This is a genomic window from bacterium (assembly GCA_028820935.1).
Classification (GTDB): domain Bacteria; phylum Actinomycetota; class Acidimicrobiia; order Spongiisociales; family Spongiisociaceae; genus Spongiisocius.
Map to the genome: position 1 here is coordinate 25912 of JAPPHZ010000028.1, position 20067 is coordinate 45978.

General features: G+C 66.4%; 18 protein-coding genes. 13 read left to right on the top strand and 5 right to left on the bottom strand.

Annotation, left to right across the window (positions count from 1 at the left end):
* Nucleotides 1-146: 146 nt before the first annotated feature.
* Complete coding sequence (locus tag OXM57_06035; protein MDE0352231.1) at nt 147-419, bottom strand: hypothetical protein; 273 nt, start codon at nt 417-419, stop codon at nt 147-149.
* Between the two features lie 33 nt (nt 420-452).
* Nucleotides 453-2096 (bottom strand): methionine--tRNA ligase, encoded by a 1644-nt coding sequence (metG, locus tag OXM57_06040; GenBank protein ID MDE0352232.1) that lies wholly within the window; start codon nt 2094-2096, stop codon nt 453-455.
* 95 nt (nt 2097-2191) lie between these two features.
* Here metG and OXM57_06045 point away from each other — a divergent pair, with 95 nt between their 5' ends.
* Nucleotides 2192-2908 carry a hypothetical protein gene (locus tag OXM57_06045; GenBank protein ID MDE0352233.1) on the top strand — a complete coding sequence of 239 codons (717 nt, stop codon included), beginning with the start codon at nt 2192-2194 and terminating at the stop codon, nt 2906-2908.
* A 405-nt stretch (nt 2909-3313) separates the two neighbouring features.
* Here OXM57_06045 and OXM57_06050 read toward each other — a convergent pair whose 3' ends face one another.
* Together OXM57_06050 and OXM57_06055 are read right to left on the bottom strand one after the other, a co-directional pair.
* A complete protein-coding gene (locus tag OXM57_06050) occupies nt 3314-3499 on the bottom strand; it encodes a hypothetical protein (protein MDE0352234.1) in 186 nt (61 codons plus the stop codon).
* A gap of 531 nt (nt 3500-4030) precedes the next feature.
* Entirely contained in the window at nt 4031-5215 is a 1185-nt protein-coding gene (locus OXM57_06055; protein ID MDE0352235.1) for a DNA recombination protein RmuC, read from the bottom strand.
* 302 nt (nt 5216-5517) lie between these two features.
* Here OXM57_06055 and OXM57_06060 point away from each other — a divergent pair, with 302 nt between their 5' ends.
* The 11 genes from OXM57_06060 to OXM57_06110 all read left to right on the top strand — a co-directional run bounded on the left by OXM57_06060 (nt 5518) and on the right by OXM57_06110 (nt 18423).
* A complete protein-coding gene (locus OXM57_06060) occupies nt 5518-5925 on the top strand; it encodes a hypothetical protein (protein ID MDE0352236.1) in 408 nt (135 codons plus the stop codon).
* Nucleotides 5926-6399: 474 nt separating this feature from the next.
* Complete coding sequence (locus OXM57_06065; protein ID MDE0352237.1) at nt 6400-6696, top strand: hypothetical protein; 297 nt, start codon at nt 6400-6402, stop codon at nt 6694-6696.
* Nucleotides 6697-7063: 367 nt separating this feature from the next.
* Entirely contained in the window at nt 7064-8032 is a 969-nt protein-coding gene (gene deoC, locus OXM57_06070; protein MDE0352238.1) for a deoxyribose-phosphate aldolase, read from the top strand.
* Between the two features lie 43 nt (nt 8033-8075).
* The gene (locus OXM57_06075; GenBank protein MDE0352239.1) at nt 8076-9563 is read left to right on the top strand and encodes an aldehyde dehydrogenase family protein; all 1488 of its coding nucleotides are present in this window, start codon (nt 8076-8078) and stop codon (nt 9561-9563) included.
* 482 nt (nt 9564-10045) lie between these two features.
* A complete protein-coding gene (locus OXM57_06080) occupies nt 10046-10906 on the top strand; it encodes an aldehyde dehydrogenase family protein (protein MDE0352240.1) in 861 nt (286 codons plus the stop codon).
* Nucleotides 10907-11167: 261 nt separating this feature from the next.
* Complete coding sequence (locus tag OXM57_06085; protein ID MDE0352241.1) at nt 11168-11383, top strand: hypothetical protein; 216 nt, start codon at nt 11168-11170, stop codon at nt 11381-11383.
* Nucleotides 11384-11775: 392 nt separating this feature from the next.
* A complete protein-coding gene (locus OXM57_06090) occupies nt 11776-12087 on the top strand; it encodes an amidohydrolase family protein (GenBank protein MDE0352242.1) in 312 nt (103 codons plus the stop codon).
* Nucleotides 12087-12332 (top strand): hypothetical protein, encoded by a 246-nt coding sequence (locus OXM57_06095; GenBank protein MDE0352243.1) that lies wholly within the window; start codon nt 12087-12089, stop codon nt 12330-12332. The genes OXM57_06090 and OXM57_06095 overlap by 1 nt, the downstream gene beginning before the upstream one ends.
* A 356-nt stretch (nt 12333-12688) precedes the next feature.
* Complete coding sequence (locus OXM57_06100; protein MDE0352244.1) at nt 12689-15139, top strand: S-layer homology domain-containing protein; 2451 nt, start codon at nt 12689-12691, stop codon at nt 15137-15139.
* A gap of 290 nt (nt 15140-15429) precedes the next feature.
* Nucleotides 15430-17898, top strand: a complete 2469-nt coding sequence (locus tag OXM57_06105) for an S-layer homology domain-containing protein (protein MDE0352245.1) — start codon at nt 15430-15432, stop codon at nt 17896-17898.
* A gap of 318 nt (nt 17899-18216) precedes the next feature.
* Nucleotides 18217-18423, top strand: a complete 207-nt coding sequence (locus tag OXM57_06110) for a hypothetical protein (GenBank protein ID MDE0352246.1) — start codon at nt 18217-18219, stop codon at nt 18421-18423.
* Between the two features lie 681 nt (nt 18424-19104).
* Here OXM57_06110 and OXM57_06115 read toward each other — a convergent pair.
* The gene (locus OXM57_06115; GenBank protein MDE0352247.1) at nt 19105-19599 is read right to left on the bottom strand and encodes an S-layer homology domain-containing protein; all 495 of its coding nucleotides are present in this window, start codon (nt 19597-19599) and stop codon (nt 19105-19107) included.
* Nucleotides 19600-19709: 110 nt separating this feature from the next.
* Between OXM57_06115 and OXM57_06120 the strand changes: the two genes are divergently transcribed.
* Nucleotides 19710-20048: a hypothetical protein gene (locus OXM57_06120; protein MDE0352248.1), complete on the top strand. Its 339-nt coding sequence runs from the start codon at nt 19710-19712 to the stop codon at nt 20046-20048.
* The last annotated feature ends 19 nt before the right edge of the window (nt 20049-20067 follow it).

The following is a 20067-nucleotide window of genomic DNA, read 5'->3' on the forward strand; positions in this document are numbered from 1 at the left end:
TCTAAAGGTCGCGCCAGATGTCAATGGGGGATGGCCCTCGCGATACCCGGATCGCCGGGCGGAACATCGGGATAGTTCCCTCCGTCGGCCGCACAGCCGGTCGGGATTCGGGAGTTCGACCTCGACTGACGCGCTCTCGGAGCCGTTCAGCCCGACGTAGGATCCGGGCCTTCCCGGCGGCGCCGGGAGCGGGACGACCGCTTGTCCTTCATCTTGGCGGACCGGTCCGCCATCCAGGAGCGCACCCGCGCCAGGAGTTCCCGGGCCCACCTGAACTCGGAGGACCACACGAGCAGGCCCGCCACCAGGAGCACGGTCCCGGGGATGATGGGGAGCACGAGCCCGGCCAGTGCCAGCAGGATGAGGAGCCCGCCGCCGATGGCCACCAATACCCTCCGGAAGTTCTTCTGGAGCCTCATCTCTTCGTGCCTGCCACGCCGGATCGGGCCTGCTCAGCCGCGGCTCTCCGCCTCGACCTTCCGGTAGAGCGGAGAGACTTCACCGAGCGGGGTTCCGGCCGGGACCGGAGCGCCGACCCATCCCTGCTCGGCGACGGTGCCGGGAAGGCCCAGCATCGAGTGGAGCCGTTCCGTGGTCACGGGGAGGTAGGGGGCGAGTGCGAGCTTGAGGTGGTTGATGGCGTCGAGGGAGTTCTTCAGGACGGTGGCCGCCGCCTCCCGGTCGGTCTTCACCAGCTTCCAGGGCTCGGTGGCGTTGAGGTAGGCGTTGATCCTCGCCGCCCCCTCCATCGCCGTCCTGAGCCCGGCCCTGAGCTCCACCCGCTCTATGTGGGCCGCCACCTGGTCGAGGGTCCGCCCGGCCGAGTCCAGGATCTCCTGGCCCATGGCGGTCTGCTCGCCCCGTTGGGGTACCCGGGCCGAGAACCCCGACCGGGTCATGGAGAGCACCCGGTGGACCAGGTTGCCCCAGGTGGCGACCAGCTCGTCGTTGATGCGGCGGTCCAGCTCCTCCTCGGACACCTCGGTGTCGTTGTTCTCGGGCAGGTTGGCGGCCAGCGCGTAGCGGAGCGCGTCCGGCTCGTAGACCTCGAGGGCGGCGCCGATGGTCAGGCCGATGCCCCGGCTCGCCGAGGCCTTCCCGCCGCGGAAGGTCACGTACTGGTTGGCGGGGACGTTGGTCGGTAGCTCCAGGCCGCCGTATCCCATCAGCATGGCCGGCCAGATGATGGTGTGGAAGGGGATGTTGTCCTTGCCGATGAAGTAGTAGTGCTCCGCCTCGGGGTTCTCCCACCAGTCCTTCCAGGCGTCGGGGGTGTGCTGGATCTGCGCCCATTCCTTGGCGGCGGACAGGTAGCCGATCACCGCGTCGAACCAGACGTAGATCTTCTTGCCCTCGCCGAGGCCCTCCACCGGGATGTCGACTCCCCAGTCGATGTCCCGCGTGATCGCCCGGTCCTGGAGGCCCTCCTCGATCCAGCCCAGGGAGAAGTTCAGCACATGGCGGCGCCAGCCCTCGCGGGACCGCAACCACTTCTCGAGGCGGTCGGAGAAGTCGGGCAGGCGCAGGTAGAAGTGGTCGGTCTCCCGCCGGACCGGGGTCGCTCCGGACAGCTTGGAACGGGCGTCGATCAGGTCGACCGGATCGAGGGTGCGGCCGCAGCCGTCGCACTGGTCCCCGCGGGCCTCGGGGTAGTCGCAGTGGGGGCAGACGCCCTCGACGTAGCGGTCGGGGAGGAACCGGCCCGCGTCCGGGTCGTAGAACTGCTCGGAGGTCCGGCGGTCGATGTGGCCGTTCTCGTGCAGGCGGCTGAAGATGTCCTGGGTGACATCGTGGTGGTTCCGGGTCCCGGTGGACGTGTAGAGCTCCCACTGGATGGCCAGCGCCTTCCATCCGGCCACGAACTCGGCGTGGTAGCGGTCCACGATCTCCTGCGGGGTGACGCCTTCCTGGTCGGCGCGGACCGTGATCGGGGTGCCGTGGACGTCGCTCCCCGACACCATCAGGGTGCGGTTGCCGACCAGACGGTTGTAGCGGGCGAAGATGTCGGCGGGCAGGTAGGCGCCGGCCAGGTGTCCCAGGTGCCTGGATCCGGATGCGTAGGGCCAGGCCACGGCCACGAGAATGTTTCGAACCATGCTCCTAGGGTACCGGAGTCGTTCCACCCGGCCCGCGCGGCGGCGCCGTACCGGGCGATTTCGCGGCCGCGGCCGGGGCCTACGATTGGGACGGTATGAGTGCTGCGGCCTCCCTGGCGGCCGGCTTGGTCGCCACCCTGTTCTGCGTCGACCTGGTGCGACGCTACCGGGCCTCGCCGAGCCCTCATACCGCCGCCTACGCGGCCGGCATCGGGTTCTTCGCCCTGGCCACCTGGGCCCTGTTCGTGGGGACCGCCACCGGGTGGACCTCGGCCAGCTACCGGACCTTCTTCCTGTTCGGGGCGATCGTGAACATCCCGGTCTTGGCGCTGGGCTCGATGTTCCTGGTGGTGGGGCGGAGGGCCGGCCACGTGATGCTGCTGCTCATGTTCCCGTTCTTCGCCATCGCCCTACCCACCACCCTGGCACAGCCGTTCGATGCCGGTTCCCTGCCGGCGGGCGGGGTGCCGAGCGCCCGCGACCTGTGGGCGGACATGTTCGGACCCCGTCTGTGGTCGGTCATCGGCGGGCGCCTGGGCGGAACCATCATCATCCTGCTGGCCCTGGTGTCGCTGGTCCGCTTCCTCCGCAAGAACCCGCGGCTGGCATGGGGCAACCTGGCCATCGTCGCGGGGACGCTGGCGGCCGCCACCGGGGGGACCATCCTGGCCCAGGGTGCGGACTGGGGGTTCGCCGCCTCGCTGCTGGTGGCGGTCACCTTCATCTGGGCCGGCTACCGCATCGCCTCGGGAGCCCGCCGCGCCCGCCCCGCCGCAGCCGAGGGCGGGGCACAGCCCGTCCGGCGAGAGTGATCCGGTCGGGTCTCGGCCCTCCCGCTGCAGTAGAGCGATCGCGCGGTCTGGCCGTCCCGAGTCCCGAAGAACGCGAAAATCGCCACGGACCGGCGTCCCCGCAGGGCCCGGCCCCCGCCGCCACCACCGTTGGGTTCGGAGCGCGGCCGGCCATGCCGGGCTTGCCGCCGTCGTGACCGGCGACCGGCGCTCCGCAAACCTCAGATATGTTGCCTCCGGACCGGCCGGACCGATCGGATCTCGCAGCGTCGGCCGGTTCAGGTGCTTGGCAATGGGCAACGTATCGCGGGGATGTGACAGGTTCAACCCCTTTGTTCCACCCCTTCTATCCGTGCCCTTTCCAGCCGGAGTGACGGCCCTGCCGCCTCGGCTTCCGGGCCCGCCTCATGCCCACGAGATCTCCCGTCATGCCAGCACGGCGAGGATAAGTCCGGTGGCCGACGCAACCATCGCGAACACCAATCCGGCGAACCACATCGTCTCCCGGAACCTCGCACGGTCGGACTCCCGCATTGCCTCAACCAGAGCGGCCATCGCCTCGGCCTTGATGCGTTCGGCCTGAGCCTCCACGAATCCCTCTGTGACCGTCATCGCTTGACCCCCTCGAAGACTTCTCGCTTTTTGCGGGGAGGTGCTGGTCTGACCTCCATCCTATATGCCAACCGCTGTAACGGCTGTTCCCTTCGACTCTGCTACCCAGCACGATCGGAACAACGCCCCGGTGCTTGGCGGTCGGTAACGTATCGCGGGGGTGTGACGTGTTCAACCCTGTTCCACCCCTGCTGGTCGTGCCCGTCTCCTACGGGTGCTTCGCCTCCCTATAGGGGACGGGAAGCGCTTGCCGGACCCGGCCGGTTCCTCCGGGCATCCGTCCGCAACGAGGCCCATGCCTGGCGATGGGATCGCCGTCACTGCTGCCGTGGTAACAGCCGGGGCCCGCGTGTCATGGTTGTCAACGTCCGGTGAATACCGAGCACGTTCTCGCAGCATCGGCCGGTTCAGGTGCTTGGCAACGGGCAACGTATCGCGGGGATGTGACATGTTCAACCCCCCTGTTCCCACCCCTCCATTCCGTGCCGGTCTCCCAGGGTGGCACTATCCCCGTCTCTGGGGAAAGGGGCGCTAGCCCGACTCGGCCAGTTCCTCCGGGGCCGCGGCAGGGTGCGCCAGGCCGTCGCTGTCGGGTGCGCCGGTCAGGGCCGGTTTGGGGGTGCGGGTCTTGAGATCCTCGATGCGGTCCAGCGTCCGCTCCAGCTTCCGTTGCCGGGTGGTCGTCAGCTCCCCGAACGCGGAGTTGAGACGGCCCAGGTGGCGCTCCGCCAGTTCGACCTTCGCCACGTAGCGGCCCCATTCCTCGGCGAAGACGGTCAGGTGGTCGAGTATCTCCTGGGAGGACCGCTCCAGGGCGATGGTGTCCATCGCCTGGCGCACCAGCGAGACCATCCCGAACAGCGTGAAGGGGGAGCACACCACCACCCGCACCGACAGCGCTTGGTCCAGCAGTTGCGCGTGGTGCTCGTGGATGAAGGCGTAGACCCGCTCGTTGGGAACGAACATCAGGACGAACCCGACCGTGCTGATCGACTCGCGGTAGGCATCGCGCCGGGATGTCTCCAGGATGTGGCGCCACACCGCCCTCCCGAAGTCCTTGACCGCGGCCTCCTCCTCGTCGGGCGTTCCGGCCTCCAGGTAGCGGACGTAGGCCTCCAGGGGGAACTTCACGTCCATGTGGAGGAGCCGCCCGTCCGGTAGGTCGAAGCTGAAGTCGGGCCGGGTGCCGGCGCTGGTGGTCAACTGCTTGCGGTAGTTCACCCCCTCGATCAGCCCGGCCGAACGCAGGATGTCGTCGGCCATCCGCTCTCCCCACTGACCCCTGGCCTGAGAGTTCCCGAGGATGTCGTTGAGCCGCTGGGTGGAGTCGAGCAGCCGGCTCTGCTGGTCGGCGGCGTTGCGCAGGCTCTCGGTGAGGCCCTCGTGCTGGGCGGCCCGGTCCTTCTGGAGCTCGGCCACCAGCCCCCGGATGCCGGACAGCTCCTCGTTGACCCTGGCGACCAGCGGCTCCCACTTGGTGTCGAAGACGTCACGCTCGCGGGCGATCTCGGCGTGGCCGGTCCGGATCTCGGCCCGGCCGGTCTCGAGATGGGTCTGGAACGCCTGCCCGGTCACCCGCACCACCTGCTCCACCAGCGCGTTGGGATCCACTGCCAGCTCCGGGCCACGACCCCGCCGCCGGGCCAGGGCCAATCCCACCCCCGCCCCGAGGGCGCCGGCGAGAACAAGACCGAGAATGACGGTGATGATGTCCATGCCCGGCATGGTAAGGGCGGGGTGTGACACATTCCGGGATTGCCCCCGCTTCGACGCCGCGACCCCACCGGTTCCCTCCGTGCTGTGATGCCACCCGGCCACGGTCAGCAGCCCGTCATGGCTGCTTGTTATATTCTGAGAATGATGACAGAATGACAAAATCTTCTGCCATAGACCAACCAATAGAATAAGAGGATTGATATATAGTACGTATGTTGGACGGTCACAGCTCAGGACAGGATGTCGACAACGGTGTGCTGGCGAGACGAATCTGTAGAATCGAGAAGTGAAGGAGAGAGCACGTGACCGCGCAGTTCGTTGATTGGGGAACACTCCTCACGCTGCTGGGTCTGCTGGGCAGTGTCGTGGGTCTGGCGGTGGGGCTCCTCTGGCGTGCGATAGCCGCGCAGATGAAGATGCTGCACGAGCGCTTCGACAAGCAGGACGGGCGTTTCGACAAACAGGACAACGACATGGCTGAGTTGAGGTCGGACGTGGGGGAGTTGAAGACGGACATGGCAGTGGTGAAGAACGATCTCGGGCATGTGAAGAACGATCTCGGCCAGCTGAGAGACGATTTTGGCCATCTCCGGTCTCGCTACGATCGGATGGACGACAACATCGTCCAGATCATGCGCGACCTCGGTCGGTTGGAGGGCGGGCAGCGGAGTGCCTCCCCGAAGGAGAAGATCGGCGCCGGCGGCTCGTAGGGCCCAAGGACAGGGTCCGGTCCGCAGCAGTTAACCAGCGCTCAGGCTTGTCCGGTCATAGCTCCGATCGCCTCCCCTAGTGGTCTGTCTGTGTAATGGCGGTGTGGTATGGCGAGGCAGCGACGGGGCGCCGATGGCCGCCAGAGCACCCGGTTGTTTCGCAGACAGACCACTAGCTTCCCATGTGTTCGGGGACCATCCGCCGGAGCTGGAGGCATCCTCCAGGATTCCTAGCTCCAGCTAGGCCGACGGCGGTCTGGGACCAGAGTCGTCGCATTCCGGATACAACGGCCTATCTGGTCGAGATGTAATGGCGAACATGTGACAATGTAATTTTTCCCATCAATTTCAGACGTATCGTTAACAAGATAACACTATCGTCATGGCAATAGGCAGAGGGACCGGTCGGTTGGGGGCCACACTGACCGCGTCTCTCGACGCCCTTCTTGAACGCCCGTAGTAAGGAGTGAGCTAATGGATGTAGGGCTGGCATGGCTATTTCTCCTGAGCCTGATCGGGGTGATCTTCGTGATCGTGCTGCCCGACAGGATGACGTTGAAGTCCTCGGAGCACCGCATCGAAAGGCTGGAGGAGAAACTGTCGGACTTGCAGCGCGACCTGTGGGACTTGCAGTCGGACGTGCGGTCTATGCGGGTGGATGTGTCGACACTTGAGAGGGGCCAGGCGAGGTTGGACGACAGGGTTCCCGAGATGAGTTCGGCCCTCCGGAACCTGAAGGTCGACTTGGCGTCTGTCAAGAGGTGGTCTTAGCCACACGAACCGCGCCCGGAGAGCTTCGACCACGAGAGGCCGTCAAAGCCGTCTCGATCCTTGGCTAGGCGGAGGTCGGGTTGACCTAGTCCGTTTCCGATTGTGAGGGCCGCTCCAGCTGGTTGGTGCGGGCCGTTCCTGCCGGGCGGCTGTAAGCACTGCCTGAGGTTGGTCCGCCCCGCAGGCCTCCCGCAGCGGCCCCCGACCACACGTATATATATGTGCAGGAGGAACCGGCCACACGCCTGACCGCCCCGATCCACAAGCAACTCCGCAGCGCGCAGCCCCGGATCGCAACCCCGCCGACCCCATTACCTCACGCGCCACGAACCGGCCAACCGACACTCGGGGTACCCTTCCAAACACGATGTCAGCTCCGGCCACCACCGCCCCCGCATCCCCGCTCCTCGGGCCCTCCGTTTCCCCGCGGACGATCGACTCCTTCCTGCGGGCGGTCCCCTCCGTGGACGAGGTGGGCGTGGCGGAGCGGGCCGGCGCCCTGTCCACCCGTTCGGTGAAGCGGGAGTCCAAGCTGGCGGCGCTCGACCTGGCCATCCGGATGTGCGACCTGACCACCCTGGAGGGCCGGGACACCCCCGGCAAGGTCATCCAGCTGGCCTCCAAGGCGATCCGCCCGGATCCCACCGATCCCTCCATCCCCCCGGTGGCCGCCCTCTGCGTCTATCCCAACATGGTGCCCCACGCCGTCAAGGCCCTCGCCGGAAGCGGCAGCGGCGTGGCCGTGGCGTCGGTGGCCACCTACTTCCCGTCCGGCCAGGCCCCCCTGGAGGTCAAGACCGGCGAAACCGCCTGGGCGGTAGCCGCCGGCGCCACCGAGATCGACATGGTGATCAACCGGGGCGCCTTCCTCTCCGGCGACTATCTCAGGGTCCATGACGAGATCGTTGCGGTCAAGGAGGCCTGCGGGCCCGCCCACCTCAAGGTCATCCTCGAGACCGGCGAGCTCAGCACCTATGACAACGTGCGGAGGGCCTCGATGCTGGCGATGGCGGCCGGCGCCGACTTCATCAAGACGTCCACCGGCAAGGTTTCCCCCGCCGCCACCCTGCCCGTGACCCTGGTGATGCTCGAGGCCATCCGCGACTTCCACGCCGCCACCGGAACGCCCGTAGGGATGAAGCCGGCGGGCGGGATCAGCACCGCAAAGGTGGCCATCCGCTACCTCGTCCTGCTGTCGGAGACCCTGGGGTCCCACTGGCTGACCCCCGACCGGTTCCGCTTCGGGGCCTCCAGCCTGGTCAACGACCTGCTCATGCAGATCCGCTGGCTCCGTGACGGCCACTACCAGTCGTCCGACTACTTCACCAAGGACTGATCCGCCAGATGGACCCTTCCGAGCCATGACCCCGTCCGAGCCAATGAGCCCCCCCGAAGCGCCGAGCCCCGCCCGGAGCCCCGAGATCGTCCCGGCCGGCCTCGACTACGTGGCTTCCATCGAGTCCACCGATGTGGTGTCAGTCGACCCGAGCTACGATCTCTGGATCGCCGGAAACCCCGCCGAGCCCAAGACCAACCGCTACTTCCCCACCATCAACCCGGCCACCGAGGAGACCCTCAGCCGGGTCGCCGAGGGAGGCGCCGAGGACGTCGACCGAGCCGTCAGATCGGCCCGCAAGGCCTACGAGGGCGCCTGGGGCCGCATGCCTGGCGCTGAACGGGCCAAGTACCTCTACCGGATCGCCCGCATGCTCCAGGAACGGTCCCGGGAGTTCGCCGTGCTCGAGACGCTCGACGGGGGGAAGCCGATCCGCGAGTCCCGCGACATCGACCTGCCCCTCGCCGCCGCCCACTTCTTCTACTACGCGGGCTGGGCGGACAAGCTGGAGTACGCCTTCCCGGGCCTCGACACCGCCCCGGTGGGCGTGGTCGGCCAGGTCATCCCCTGGAACTTCCCGATGCTGATGATCGCCTGGAAGGTGGCGCCGGCCCTGGCCACCGGCAACACGGTGGTGCTCAAGCCGGCCGAGACCACCCCGCTGAGCGCCCTGGCCTTCGCCCGGCTCACCGCCGAGGCCGGCCTCCCCCCCGGCACCCTGAACATCGTCACCGGCGATGGAAGCACCGGCGCCGAGGTGGTGGGCCATCCCGATATCGACAAGGTGGCCTTCACCGGCTCCACCACCGTCGGCAAGCTGATCCAGCGCCGCCTGGCCGGCACCGGCAAGCGCCTGACGCTCGAGCTGGGGGGCAAGGCGCCCCACATCATCTTCGACGATGCGCCCGTCGACCAGGCCATCGAGGGGATCATCAACGGCATCTTCTTCAACCAGGGCCACGTGTGCTGCGCCGGCAGCCGCCTCCTGGTCCAGGAGTCCATCTTCGACGACCTCATGGACAAGCTGCGCCTCCGCCTCACCCACCTGCGGGTGGGCGACCCGCTCGACAAGAACACCGACGTGGGCGCGATCAACAGCCGGGCCCAACTCCAAAGGATCACCGACCTGGTGGACGTGGGCGTGGCCGAGGGCGCCGAGATGTACCAGCCGCCGTGTGTGCTGCCCGAACGGGGCTTCTGGTTCGCCCCCACCCTCTTCACCGGCGTCTCCCAGAGCCATCGCATCGCCCAGGAGGAGATCTTCGGCCCGGTGCTGTCGATCATGACCTTCCGCACCCCGGCCGAGGCGGTGGAGAAGGCCAACAACACGCCCTACGGCCTGTCCGCGGGTGTCTGGACCACCAAGGGCGCCCGCATCCTGTGGATGGCCGACCGGCTCGCCGCCGGGGTGGTGTGGGCCAACACCTACAACAAGTTCGACCCGGCCTCGCCCTTCGGCGGCTACCAGGAGTCCGGGTTCGGCCGGGAGGGCGGCCGCCACGGCCTGCTCCCGTACCTGGAGGGGCACTGAAGAATGTCCGGTCAGCCCGCTATCCGACCGAGAAACCCACGCCCGAAGACCATCGCACGCCGACCCGCCGCCGTCCCCGCCGGCACCCTCTCAGCGTCCCGTGCCGGAGTTTCACGGCCGATTGACGCCTCCCTTGCCTATTCCCGTCACCCGGACGCGAACGTGTCACACCCTCCCTATAGGTTGGTTCATGCCAAGCACCGCCACCGGCCGACAGCTGCGCAAGCTCCGATCGGCCCGGCCGGGACGGAGGGAACATACAGAAGGGGTTTCGTGGAGCGATCCGCCGCTTCACCCGGCATCAAGCCGGGCGTGGCCGCTCACGCCCCGGACCATGGTGGCGGCGGCGGGGGAGGGACCCGTTGGGGGACGCCCGCCCGGCCAGCGGCGTTTTTCGCGCTCTTCCAACGACTCCGCACCCAACGACTCCGCACCCAACCACTCAGCACCCTCCGACTCGGCACTCTCCCGGGAGGTGGGCCGTGAGCAGGCTGGCGGTCCGCAAGACCTACAAGCTGTACATCGACGGGGACTTCCCGCGCTCCGAGTCGGGACGGTCGTTCCCCGCTCTCGACCACAAGGGCGAGGTGGTCGCCCGGGTGGCCGCCGGCACCCGCAAGGACCTGCGGATGGCGGTCCGGGCCGCCCGGCGGGCCCAACCCGGCTGGGCCGCCCGCACCGGCTACAACCGGGGCCAGATCCTCTACCGGATCGCCGAGATGGTCGAAGACCGGGCCGAGGCGTTCGGAGCGGCCGTAAAACTCACCGGCGTCAGCGCCGCCAAAGCCCGCAAGGAGGTCACCCAGGCCGTAGACCGGCTGGTGTGGTACGCCGGATGGGCCGACAAGTTCGCCCAGGTGATGGGGAACCTCAATCCGGTGTCCGGACCGTTCTTCAACATCTCCACACCCGAGCCCACCGGCGTGGTGGGGATCATCGCCGTCGAGCCCTCCCCGCTGCTCGGCCTGGTGTCGCGGGTGGCGCCGGTCATCGTGTCCGGCAACACCTCGGTGGTGCTGGCCTCCGAGCGTTGGCCCACCCCCTCCATCACGCTGGCCGAGGCGCTGGCCACCGCCGATGTCCCCGGAGGGGTGGTCAACATCCTCACCGGCCCCAAGAAGGCCATGGTCCCGTACCTGGCCTCGCACCTGAACGTCAACGCCATCGACGCGTTCGGCGCCGAACCCGCCATGATGCACGACATCGAGCAGGAGGCGGCCGCCGGAGTGAAGCGGGTGGTGCGCCCGCCCGGCGGCGAGATCGACTGGGCCGGGGCGCAGAGCCCCTACGCCATTGCCGCCTTCACCGAGATCAAGACCGTCTGGCACCCCAAGGGCCTATAGCTGGTTGCTGGTTACTACAAGAGTGATAAAAATACTTATCACCCTGATCGGATAGCAGCCATGTGCTTCTCTAGATTAACCATTTGTTGATAAGTAGATATCTGCTATGCGCTCTTACTCGGTGGGACAATGCTTCTAGCATGGATAGGGAATGGAGTGGTAGATGGATCCGCAGCTAGTTGACTCTAGAGCCTCTCTTGGCGGCTCTGTCGTTCATACTGGGCTTCCTCTGGCGCGCGATGGCGAGGCTCACGCGGCGTCTTGACCAACAGGGGGAAGGCCTTGGCGGTGGTGAAGGCGGATGTGGCCGGGTTGAAGGAGGGTCAGGCTGGCTTGCAGAAGGATGTGGCCGACCTGAAAGCGAGTCAGGCTCGGATGGGCGACACCCTCCTCCGGACAGTCGGCGATCTCGGTGAGGTCAAGGGTGAGTTGAAGAGGATTCGCCCCAGGGAGAAGGTCGCGGCCGGCGGTTCGTAGCCCCGTGCCGCTCAGGGGGTACCCAGCTCGTCCTCTCCTCGTAGCTCCCGAGTCTTTCCAACCAGCAACTACCAACTAGCTAAGCGGCAGGGGGCTCGTAGGCACCCGTGCCGGTCGCCGGATTCTCAGCTCGTCCCTTCCTGTAATTCCCAGGGCTCTCCCGCCCGCCTATACATATATATATACACATCAGAACCGCTTCGCTACACGACCGCCGGCCACCGGTCCGCAACCGAACGGGTCTTGGCCGCCCGGCGACCCTCCGATCCGGCGGAATTCTTCCGAGAACGCGAAAAAAAGACTCTCGACTCGATAGGGCCGGAACCGGTCCGGCTTGGCCGGATGGTGGCGTTCCGCTGGCCCATGCGTGATCCTCGACCGCTGGCCCATGCGTGATCCTCGACGACGCCGAGATCGACCTGCTGGCCGAGCGCAACGCCAATGTGGCCCACTGCCTGTCCAACAACATGAAGCTGGCCAAATGCGTTACCCGGGTGCCGGACCTGTTGGCCGCCGGGGTCAACGTGTACCTGGAGGTGGACATGATGAGCGACATGCACACCGAGATGCGGCCCCGAGCTGCCCTTGTAGTCGCTGCATTTGGCAACCCAAGCGTGTTCACATCCCGGGATCTGCTCCCGAATGGCGACCTGGAGCCTCCGCTGGCCCCGAGCCCGCCTACAGCCCCGCCGACTTGGCCCTGATGGAGGCCCGCTCGGTGCTCCGGGCCCCGCTGGTCGATGCCCGGCACGCGGTAGTCCAGCACACCCAGGTGCCCATGGTACGCCATGTTCTGGTGGACGCCGCCTGGCTCGACCGCCTGGGCCTGCCCGGAGGCCCTGCTGACGGACTCGGACAGACCGGGCGATTCCACGCGCGGCGTCTCCCGCGCGCTACGTCGTCGGCCATGGCGAACGGTTGCCGTGCGCCGCTGGTGCTGTTACGGTGACATGATGTGAACGACGGGTGTCGGAGGGTTCCGCTCCTGTTGGTCAACACAGCGTTACACATCTGGAATGGATGGCCATGAATGAACGTGCTGCTCAGTGTGCCGTGCTACACTCTGTGTTCGGCATGGGCCCTGTCACCGTGGTAAGGTTCTCCATACGTTCCGGGTCAGCGATCCAGAGGGGAGTGGCCGGTGGTTGACGCAGGTAGCGTTATCCGGGAGCATCCGCGAGGGTTTTGCATGTGCGAGTTGTGCGGTCCCGGAAGGGCAGAACTTCGCCAAGGTGGAAACGAAAGGAGGGGCCAATGCCCCGTTTGAGAGGGCATGCGCCCCCGTTACAAGCAAAGGAGGGGCCGATGCCCCAGCTAGTGAACAAGCGGCGCTCGCGTTTGGCAGTGCTTGTCGTGAGTGCCTTGGTCGCTTCGATGCTCGCTGTCACCGGGGTTTCCCCGGCGGCCGCGGCTGAGCAGAACGCCGATGCTCAGGCTACGTGGACGGCGTGCCTTGGCCCGGCGAAGGCGGGTCACGGTTTCGATGACGTGGACATGGGCGGCGTCCATTACGACAACATCAACTGCCTCGCCTACTACGGGATCAGCACCGGCAAGACCGGCAACACTTACGATCCCCGGAGCAGTGTGACCCGTTCGCAGATGGCGCTGTTCTTGACCCGCATGGCGACGGTGGCTGGTGTCGATCTAGGCGACGCCATGGACGCCGGTTTCAGCGACTTGGGCGTCACCGGCGCGGACCGGGTGGATGCCATCAACCGCTTGGCGGCCGCGGGCATCATGGAGGGGCGTACAGCCACGACCTTTGATCCTGGGGGCATCGTCACCAGAGCCGACATGGCCCAGCACCTGTTCGCGTTCACCGATCTGGCGCTGGCCTCGGTCCACATCGACAATCTGCCCGTAACGGTTGACGGTGACGGGACCGGCATCGAGTTGAACGTCGTCGACGGCGACGGCACCCCAGTCGACGACTGGTTCGGTGACGCGCGTAGGACGATGCCCGCCCATGTCGACGAGATCATCGGTGCGGTCTATGAGCTCGGCATTACTACCGGCACCAACGACATGGTCGGCGAGAACGGCACCTTCGAGCCCAACAGGCCGGTGACCCGCGCAGAGATGGCGAGCTTCATCATGCGCACCCTGGGTCACACCAACCTGCGGCCCGCCGGGGTCACCGCGCAGCAGACCCTCACCTCGACCCAGGTATCGGTGCGCGACGCCGACTACAGCCCCATCGCCGATGCCGCCGTCGAGCTGTTCACCACGAACTACGCCGACGATGTCTTCGACGCCAGGAGAGAGTGCATCGACCGCTACGTGTCGAACTCGGGCTTCGGCTTCGAGACGGGCTGGGAGGCCTGCCAGATCGACCAAGGCGAGCAGCGCACCGGCGACGACGGCAACCACGTGTTCACCGAGATCGGCTCTGCCGGCAGGCCGGCCAAGGTCTGCGAGTACACGCTGACGGCGAGTGGGCTCGACGATCCCGACTCCAAGTACGGCATTTGGGCGTGGACAGGCGATTACGGCGACACCGTCGGGCGTGACACCACCCTCACCGTGCCCGAGTCCGCCAACGCCCAGTCGGGCCTGCGCACACCGGCGAGCGCCCTCCTCAGCGGCGGGACGAGCTACGACCTGAAGATGGGCACCGACACGCTGAGCTACACGATCCAGCTCCTGGATAGCGCTGGCAACCCCGTAGGCCCCGAGCCTGACGTGAACCGCACCTTCAGCGTCACGACCTACGTGGTTGACGTAGACCGTTCGTCGGCTGTAACCGTGGATCTAGGTACGGGCACGCTGTCGCCAACCTCACGCAAGGCAACGGAGACGATGACGCCTGACCGCAACGGGCGGATCTCGGTCCGCATCCCGCATCCCGATACCAGCGGTGCTGCCGATGGCTCTGATGTGCTTGTGGCTATCACCGTGGCGCTCGGAGGTCGCGCCGAGGAAGGGCTGGAGATCACGGACGCGGCACATCCGCGGGGAACCACCAGCAACGAAGTGGCCGCCAACGTACCGGAGGACGGAGCAGTGACCGTGAATATCGACGGCGCCGCCCCGACTGTCGCTTTGGTGGCAGCGGTGTTCTCTGACGATGACAGGGAACCGTCCAGCTACACGATCTCGACGCGGGACTGGGGCCGCTTCAGCAGCACCGGCAACCGCAACGAGGTTACGCTCACCCTGTTTGACCAGTACGGCGATACGTACCGCGGGACGTCTGCGACCAGCTATCGGTTCGGACTCACGCCTTCCGGTGGTACCGCAGATAGTGATCCCAACGATGCTGACGATGGGGACACGGTGTACGCGAGTGTGGCCAGCAACGGCCGAGCCCGGATCGTCTACACGAGCCCGGCCAGCGTCAGGTCAGAAGTACAAACCGATACGGCGATTGTTATTCAGTCGACCACCGGTGGCACTCACACTCTCGTCAATCTCACTGCCGCAGAGTTCTCGGTCTATTGGGCCGAGCCCGGCTCAGCCGCAAATGGCACCACAGCGGCGGTGCGTGTGGCCGATCCGTCGGCTCGCATCATCGTTGTCGAGGGCGGCACGGACGACCCCGAGTACTACGTCTTCGGCACCGACGACAACTTCATCGTCGGTACCACCTCCGTCAGCTTCGCCCAGTTCATGGAGGTGCTGGCGGCGGGGAACGACCCGACGATTACGGAGATCACCTTTGGCGGTACGCCTACGCTGACGTGGACCGGCTATGACGCGGCCCGGCCGAGGGACAGGGCCACATGGACGCTCGCGGGGGTCTGTGGCAGCTAGTGCATAACAGCGGCGGCTAGGCCGTCGAAGAAACTACTAACCCCGAGGAGGCCCTCGCACATTTGGCGGGGGCCTCCTCGCGTCTACGCAGCGGCCGTCGGACCGGTGCCGCATGGCGTACAGATGTGGGAGACTACGTACACAACCCACGAACGGAAGAGACCATGGACCACTTGCCTGACTCGTTCGTCAACCGCACCTACCGGCTGAATCCTCAGTAGAGGGGTTGTGGCTTGGCTGTGGGGCACACCCATCGCTGGCGACCGGCCCGCCGGGCCGCGAGGCGGGTTGTGGCCGCCACTGTCGCGGCTGCGGTTGTGGCTGGTGGTTTGGCGGCAACGGCGTCGGCTCAGGACCGCTACACCGACGTCGGCGGGACTTCCGTGCACGGCAGCAACATCGAGGCGCTCGACATATTGGGCGTGTTCGACGGCACCCAGTGTGGGGCGCGCAAGTTCTGTCCCGGCGAGCTGGCCAGGCGCTGGGAGGTCGCGGTGTGGATCGTGCGGGTCATCGACGGCCAGGACCCGTCCCCGGTCAAGGAGTCGAGGTTCGCGGATGTGGACGACGACGAGTGGTGGATGCCCTACGTTGAGCGGCTGTACGACCTGGGGATCACCACAGGCTGTGAGAAGGACCCGCTGCGCTACTGCCCCGACGACTCGGTCAGCCGGGCCCAGATGGCGTCGTTCCTGGTGCGGGCCTTCAGGCTCCAGCGGGCATCGTCGGCCAATTTTGCCGACACCCGAGGCAACCGTCATGAGGAGAACATCGACGCCGTGTTCGCGGCCGGCATCACCGTCGGGTGCAAGCAGCGCCCCGCTCGCTTCTGTCCTGACAAGTCGACGACCCGGGCCCACATGGCCACCTTCTTGAACCGCGGACTGACCAATGCGGGCCGAACGATCATCGGAGGCGGCCGACCCACCGACGGAACGAACACCGGTGGAACGACAGGTCCGGGCACGATCACCAACAGCCAGGGGCCACGCAGCGGTGACACCCAGATCGCGGCCATCCGGGGCCGCACCTGCGCGATCCGTTCTGACGAGACGGTAACATGCTGGGGAGGCGACGACGGCTACCGGGAGCACCTGAGCGCCGCAGACCTCGTTGACGTGGTCGCGCTGAGCATCAGCGACCACCCCTCCGACGAGCTGCACTCCTGCGCAGTGCACGACAACGGCGATGTCTCCTGCTGGGGCGCAGGATCAGAGGGGCAGCTTGGACAGGGGAACACGAACAGCTACTACCTGCCACAGCCAGTCTCCGACGTTAGGGACGCGGTGGCAGTGGCTGCGGGGGCGGGCTTTACCTGCGCTGTACACCGCGACGGCGACGTCTCCTGCTGGGGCGCCAACAACCTGGGTCAACTCGGCGACGGCACCACCTATTCGGGCAGCAACTGGCCTCAGTTGATCATCCGGCGGTTCGACGCAGTGGCCATCTCGGCGGGCGAGAACCACAGCTGCGCCATTCACCGGAACGGAGCGCTGTCGTGCTGGGGCGGGGTGTACGGCACCAGGCCGTCGACCGTGGCCGTCCCCGGCGACGTGACTTCGGTGTCGATGGGCGGGGTCGAGACCTGCATAACCACCGCCGACGGTCGGGTCTTCTGCTGGGACCTTGACGCATCCAGATCGCCGGGCATGACCCAGGTGGCCAACATCAGTGACGCGGTGAAGGTCTCGGTCGGCAACGAAACCGCCTGCGTGCTGCATCTGCGCGGCGGGGTCTCGTGCTGGGGACGCAACGACGTCGGCCAGGTCGGAGACGGCACCACCACCCGCCGCCACGCTCCGGTGCGGCTCAACACCATCACCAACGCCATCGACATCAGCGTCAGCCCGGGATCGGCCACGGTGGGAGCCCACGCCTGCGCCCTGCACTCCAACCGATCAGTCTCCTGCTGGGGAGGCAACAACGTCGGGCAACTCGCGGACGGCACCGTCACGAACAGACTCACTCCGACGCCTGTCCAGCTGTTGAGCAGGATTCGTTCCTTGGAGCTGCCCAGGACCGAGAACGCTTTGCTGCTGGACTTCATAGACCGGGTTGTGGACAATCGGGAACGGCGGTTCCCCTGGCTGCGTGAGGCATGGGACCACATCGATACGTCTACGAGAGCCAGCCCGACAGCCAGCACGGCGGGTGCTGGCGGCGATATTACCTTCGCTTGCACGACCAATCCGTTGTCAGGATGCGCCGTCACGGCCATGACCATCACCGACATGTCTGTGGGGACTGTGATTCGCCAGCTCGCCCGTGTGTACGATCTCGGTATTGCCGCGGGCGAGCAGTGGGGGGCCGTGCAGCTCTACTTCGCCTCCAGGTATCCCAGATGCTCGCCCGGCGATTACCTGCATGGCGCCCAGGTCCTAGCCGACACGCTGCTGCATGTCACCGCGCCCCACGCTTGGCTGCCCTACTACCAGGGGGGCCGCAGCCGCGATTGCACCGGGCTACCCAGTACACCAACACGCGAGGCCGAGCAAGTCGTCTCGCAGGGCCTGGAGGACCGACGGGCGCCTGGCCGGGCGCCTGACTGGTACTACACCAACATCACCAGCGCCGCCGAACTGTGGACGACCTGGCGCAACAACCCGTCGCTGCCGGCTCTGGATAACCTGCTGCGCGTCGAGTACGGAGGCCTGTGCATGACCTGGATCCAAGACTGGATCCCCACGCCGGGGACGCCGGCTACGGCGCTTCCGAATCAGATTCCCACGCAGCCCCAATTCATCGACGCCGGCTGCTGAACCGGCGCGCACAATGGGACTCATCAGGGTGCACCTGCCTCGCACCGGTGCCGGATGTTGACGATCATCGAGTTTGGCTCATGGTGGCGATCGACCGCAGGCCGGCGGAGATTGGAGCCAGGCAGAGGCCTTTTCTCCGACCAGCACTATCGTTACAGCAAGCTCGTCCGGCTACTCCACCGAAACGTCGTGTTCATCGTCATGTGAGGTGGGCCCGCTTTGGTGACACTCTGACGATGACCGCACTCACACGGGGTCTGGTGGATGCCAAGAACCAACCCCACCAGGCCGCCTGCACGTCGTAGGATTAGTACATTCGTGGGCGGCGTGGCCGCATTCGTCTACCACCGCGACTCCGACACCGGCGCCATCGAGACGATCACCGCCCGCCACGACACGCACACGGCCACCGCCCGCCAGATCTGGGCCGGCCCCATCCCCGCGCGCACCACGGGCTCCGGAGTCCTGGTAGATCCCGCCAACAACTGCGCCGCAAAATACGCTCCGGCATCGATGTCTGGCTAGTCGCCTACAGCCATACCGACCGCCTGCACATCGGCCGTGACCGTGTCCGCGTGTCCGCATGACCACTCCAAGAGACGCCCTAAACCGATGGCGCCACCCTCAGCTACCGGACAACCCCCACCGGCCAACCCAACACCTACACCCTCCCCACCCCCTAACCCCAGGGAACGCCCGCGCCCAACAGCGCGGACCCGGGAAAGGTCTAGCCAAACGCGCCCACCAGATGCGGGGAGGCTCACAGCTCCCCGCACCCCTTCCCCAGGCTCACGCTACCCCGTCCGAACCTTAGGTTCAGGACGCGCTCTAACTCGCTCGAGCCTTAGGTTCGCACGAAGCCGTCCCCGCTGTTGCAGCCGGTGGCCGCCCGCCATGTCGCGGGGTTTGTGTGACTGTCGCACCCGACCTAACAAGGCGCCGGTCTAGGCGGCTTGGGTGGTTTCGACGATCCTCGAGGCCTACACGACCACCCAGGCAGTCCGACAGTCACCTCGCAAGCTCGTTCGCCGCATCGTCTCTATCGAGCGGGCCTAGGGTCTTCACAGTCGTCTCGGCGCCGCTCATGGCTGACCGGTACATTGCCCACAGTCGTCGGGGAGCGTCGGTGCGGCGTCGACAACGGGTCCGCTCGGTTTTGTGCTCAAGCACGAAGATTGGGGAGTTAGTTGACGTGAGTGCCCAGGGCTAATAGCCGGCACAATTGCCGGACGTGTGCGTCCCGTCGTGATCCGTGCCGGGGTGGGTGTGTTTCGGGTGTCCCGCATGCCAGTGGGTGCAGCTGCCCGAAGGTGGGGGCACCGTAGTCGTAGTGGGTGCGGTGGTTGTTGTAGTGTCGGCGGGCGCGGCCATACTGTGGAGAAGAGCCATCATGTCCGCACGTGTGAAGTCAGGGTTGGAGAACTGGTCGTCACCGTCGGCGCCGAGGACCTGATCGTAGAAGCGTTCGATGAACACCCTGGCGTGCTTCCGCTTTAGCGGCTGGTCTGGGCAGAACTTGTCGGTGTCGCAGCCCTGCGTAATCCCGCGGTCGGATGCCCACTCGATAGCGTCAACCGGGTGGTCGTCCGTTACGTCCTTGAATCGGCTGTGAGCCGCGAGAGCGCCACCCGCGATAACCAGGACCATCAAGCCACCCAATACCCAGCCGATCCTTTTGCGCTTGCTCGCTGGCTTTGCCATGGGATCCTTCCGACTGGCCGACACGCCACGCTAACAGGTCTGTCACGGCCGTTGGTCGTCTTAGTCGTTGGTCGGACGCGAACGACGACCCGGTACCCAGGCCGGGCGTCATGTTCAGCGTCAGTGTGGAGGAGTCGCGGGACGGTCGTAGCCACGGACTCGGCGCTACGGTTAAAGAGACCGCCTCGGACGGTTCGTTCGAGATGGAGTTCTACGAGATCGATCAGAACCCCAAGCCCGAGGACCTGGGTGACATAGCCCAACTGGACCTCGATATCCTGGACAGCGGCATGCTCGAGGTGATAGACCGCACCACTCTCGGGCTGCTGGCGAACGACGGGACCAGCGAAGACCGGCTGCTCAACTGGTCTGACGAGGTGGGAGTGTTCACCACCCTCACGCTGACAGTGCCTAAGGTGATGGCGATCAGTGAGATTCCCCGGAGTTGATCGTCGAAGTTCCCCACCC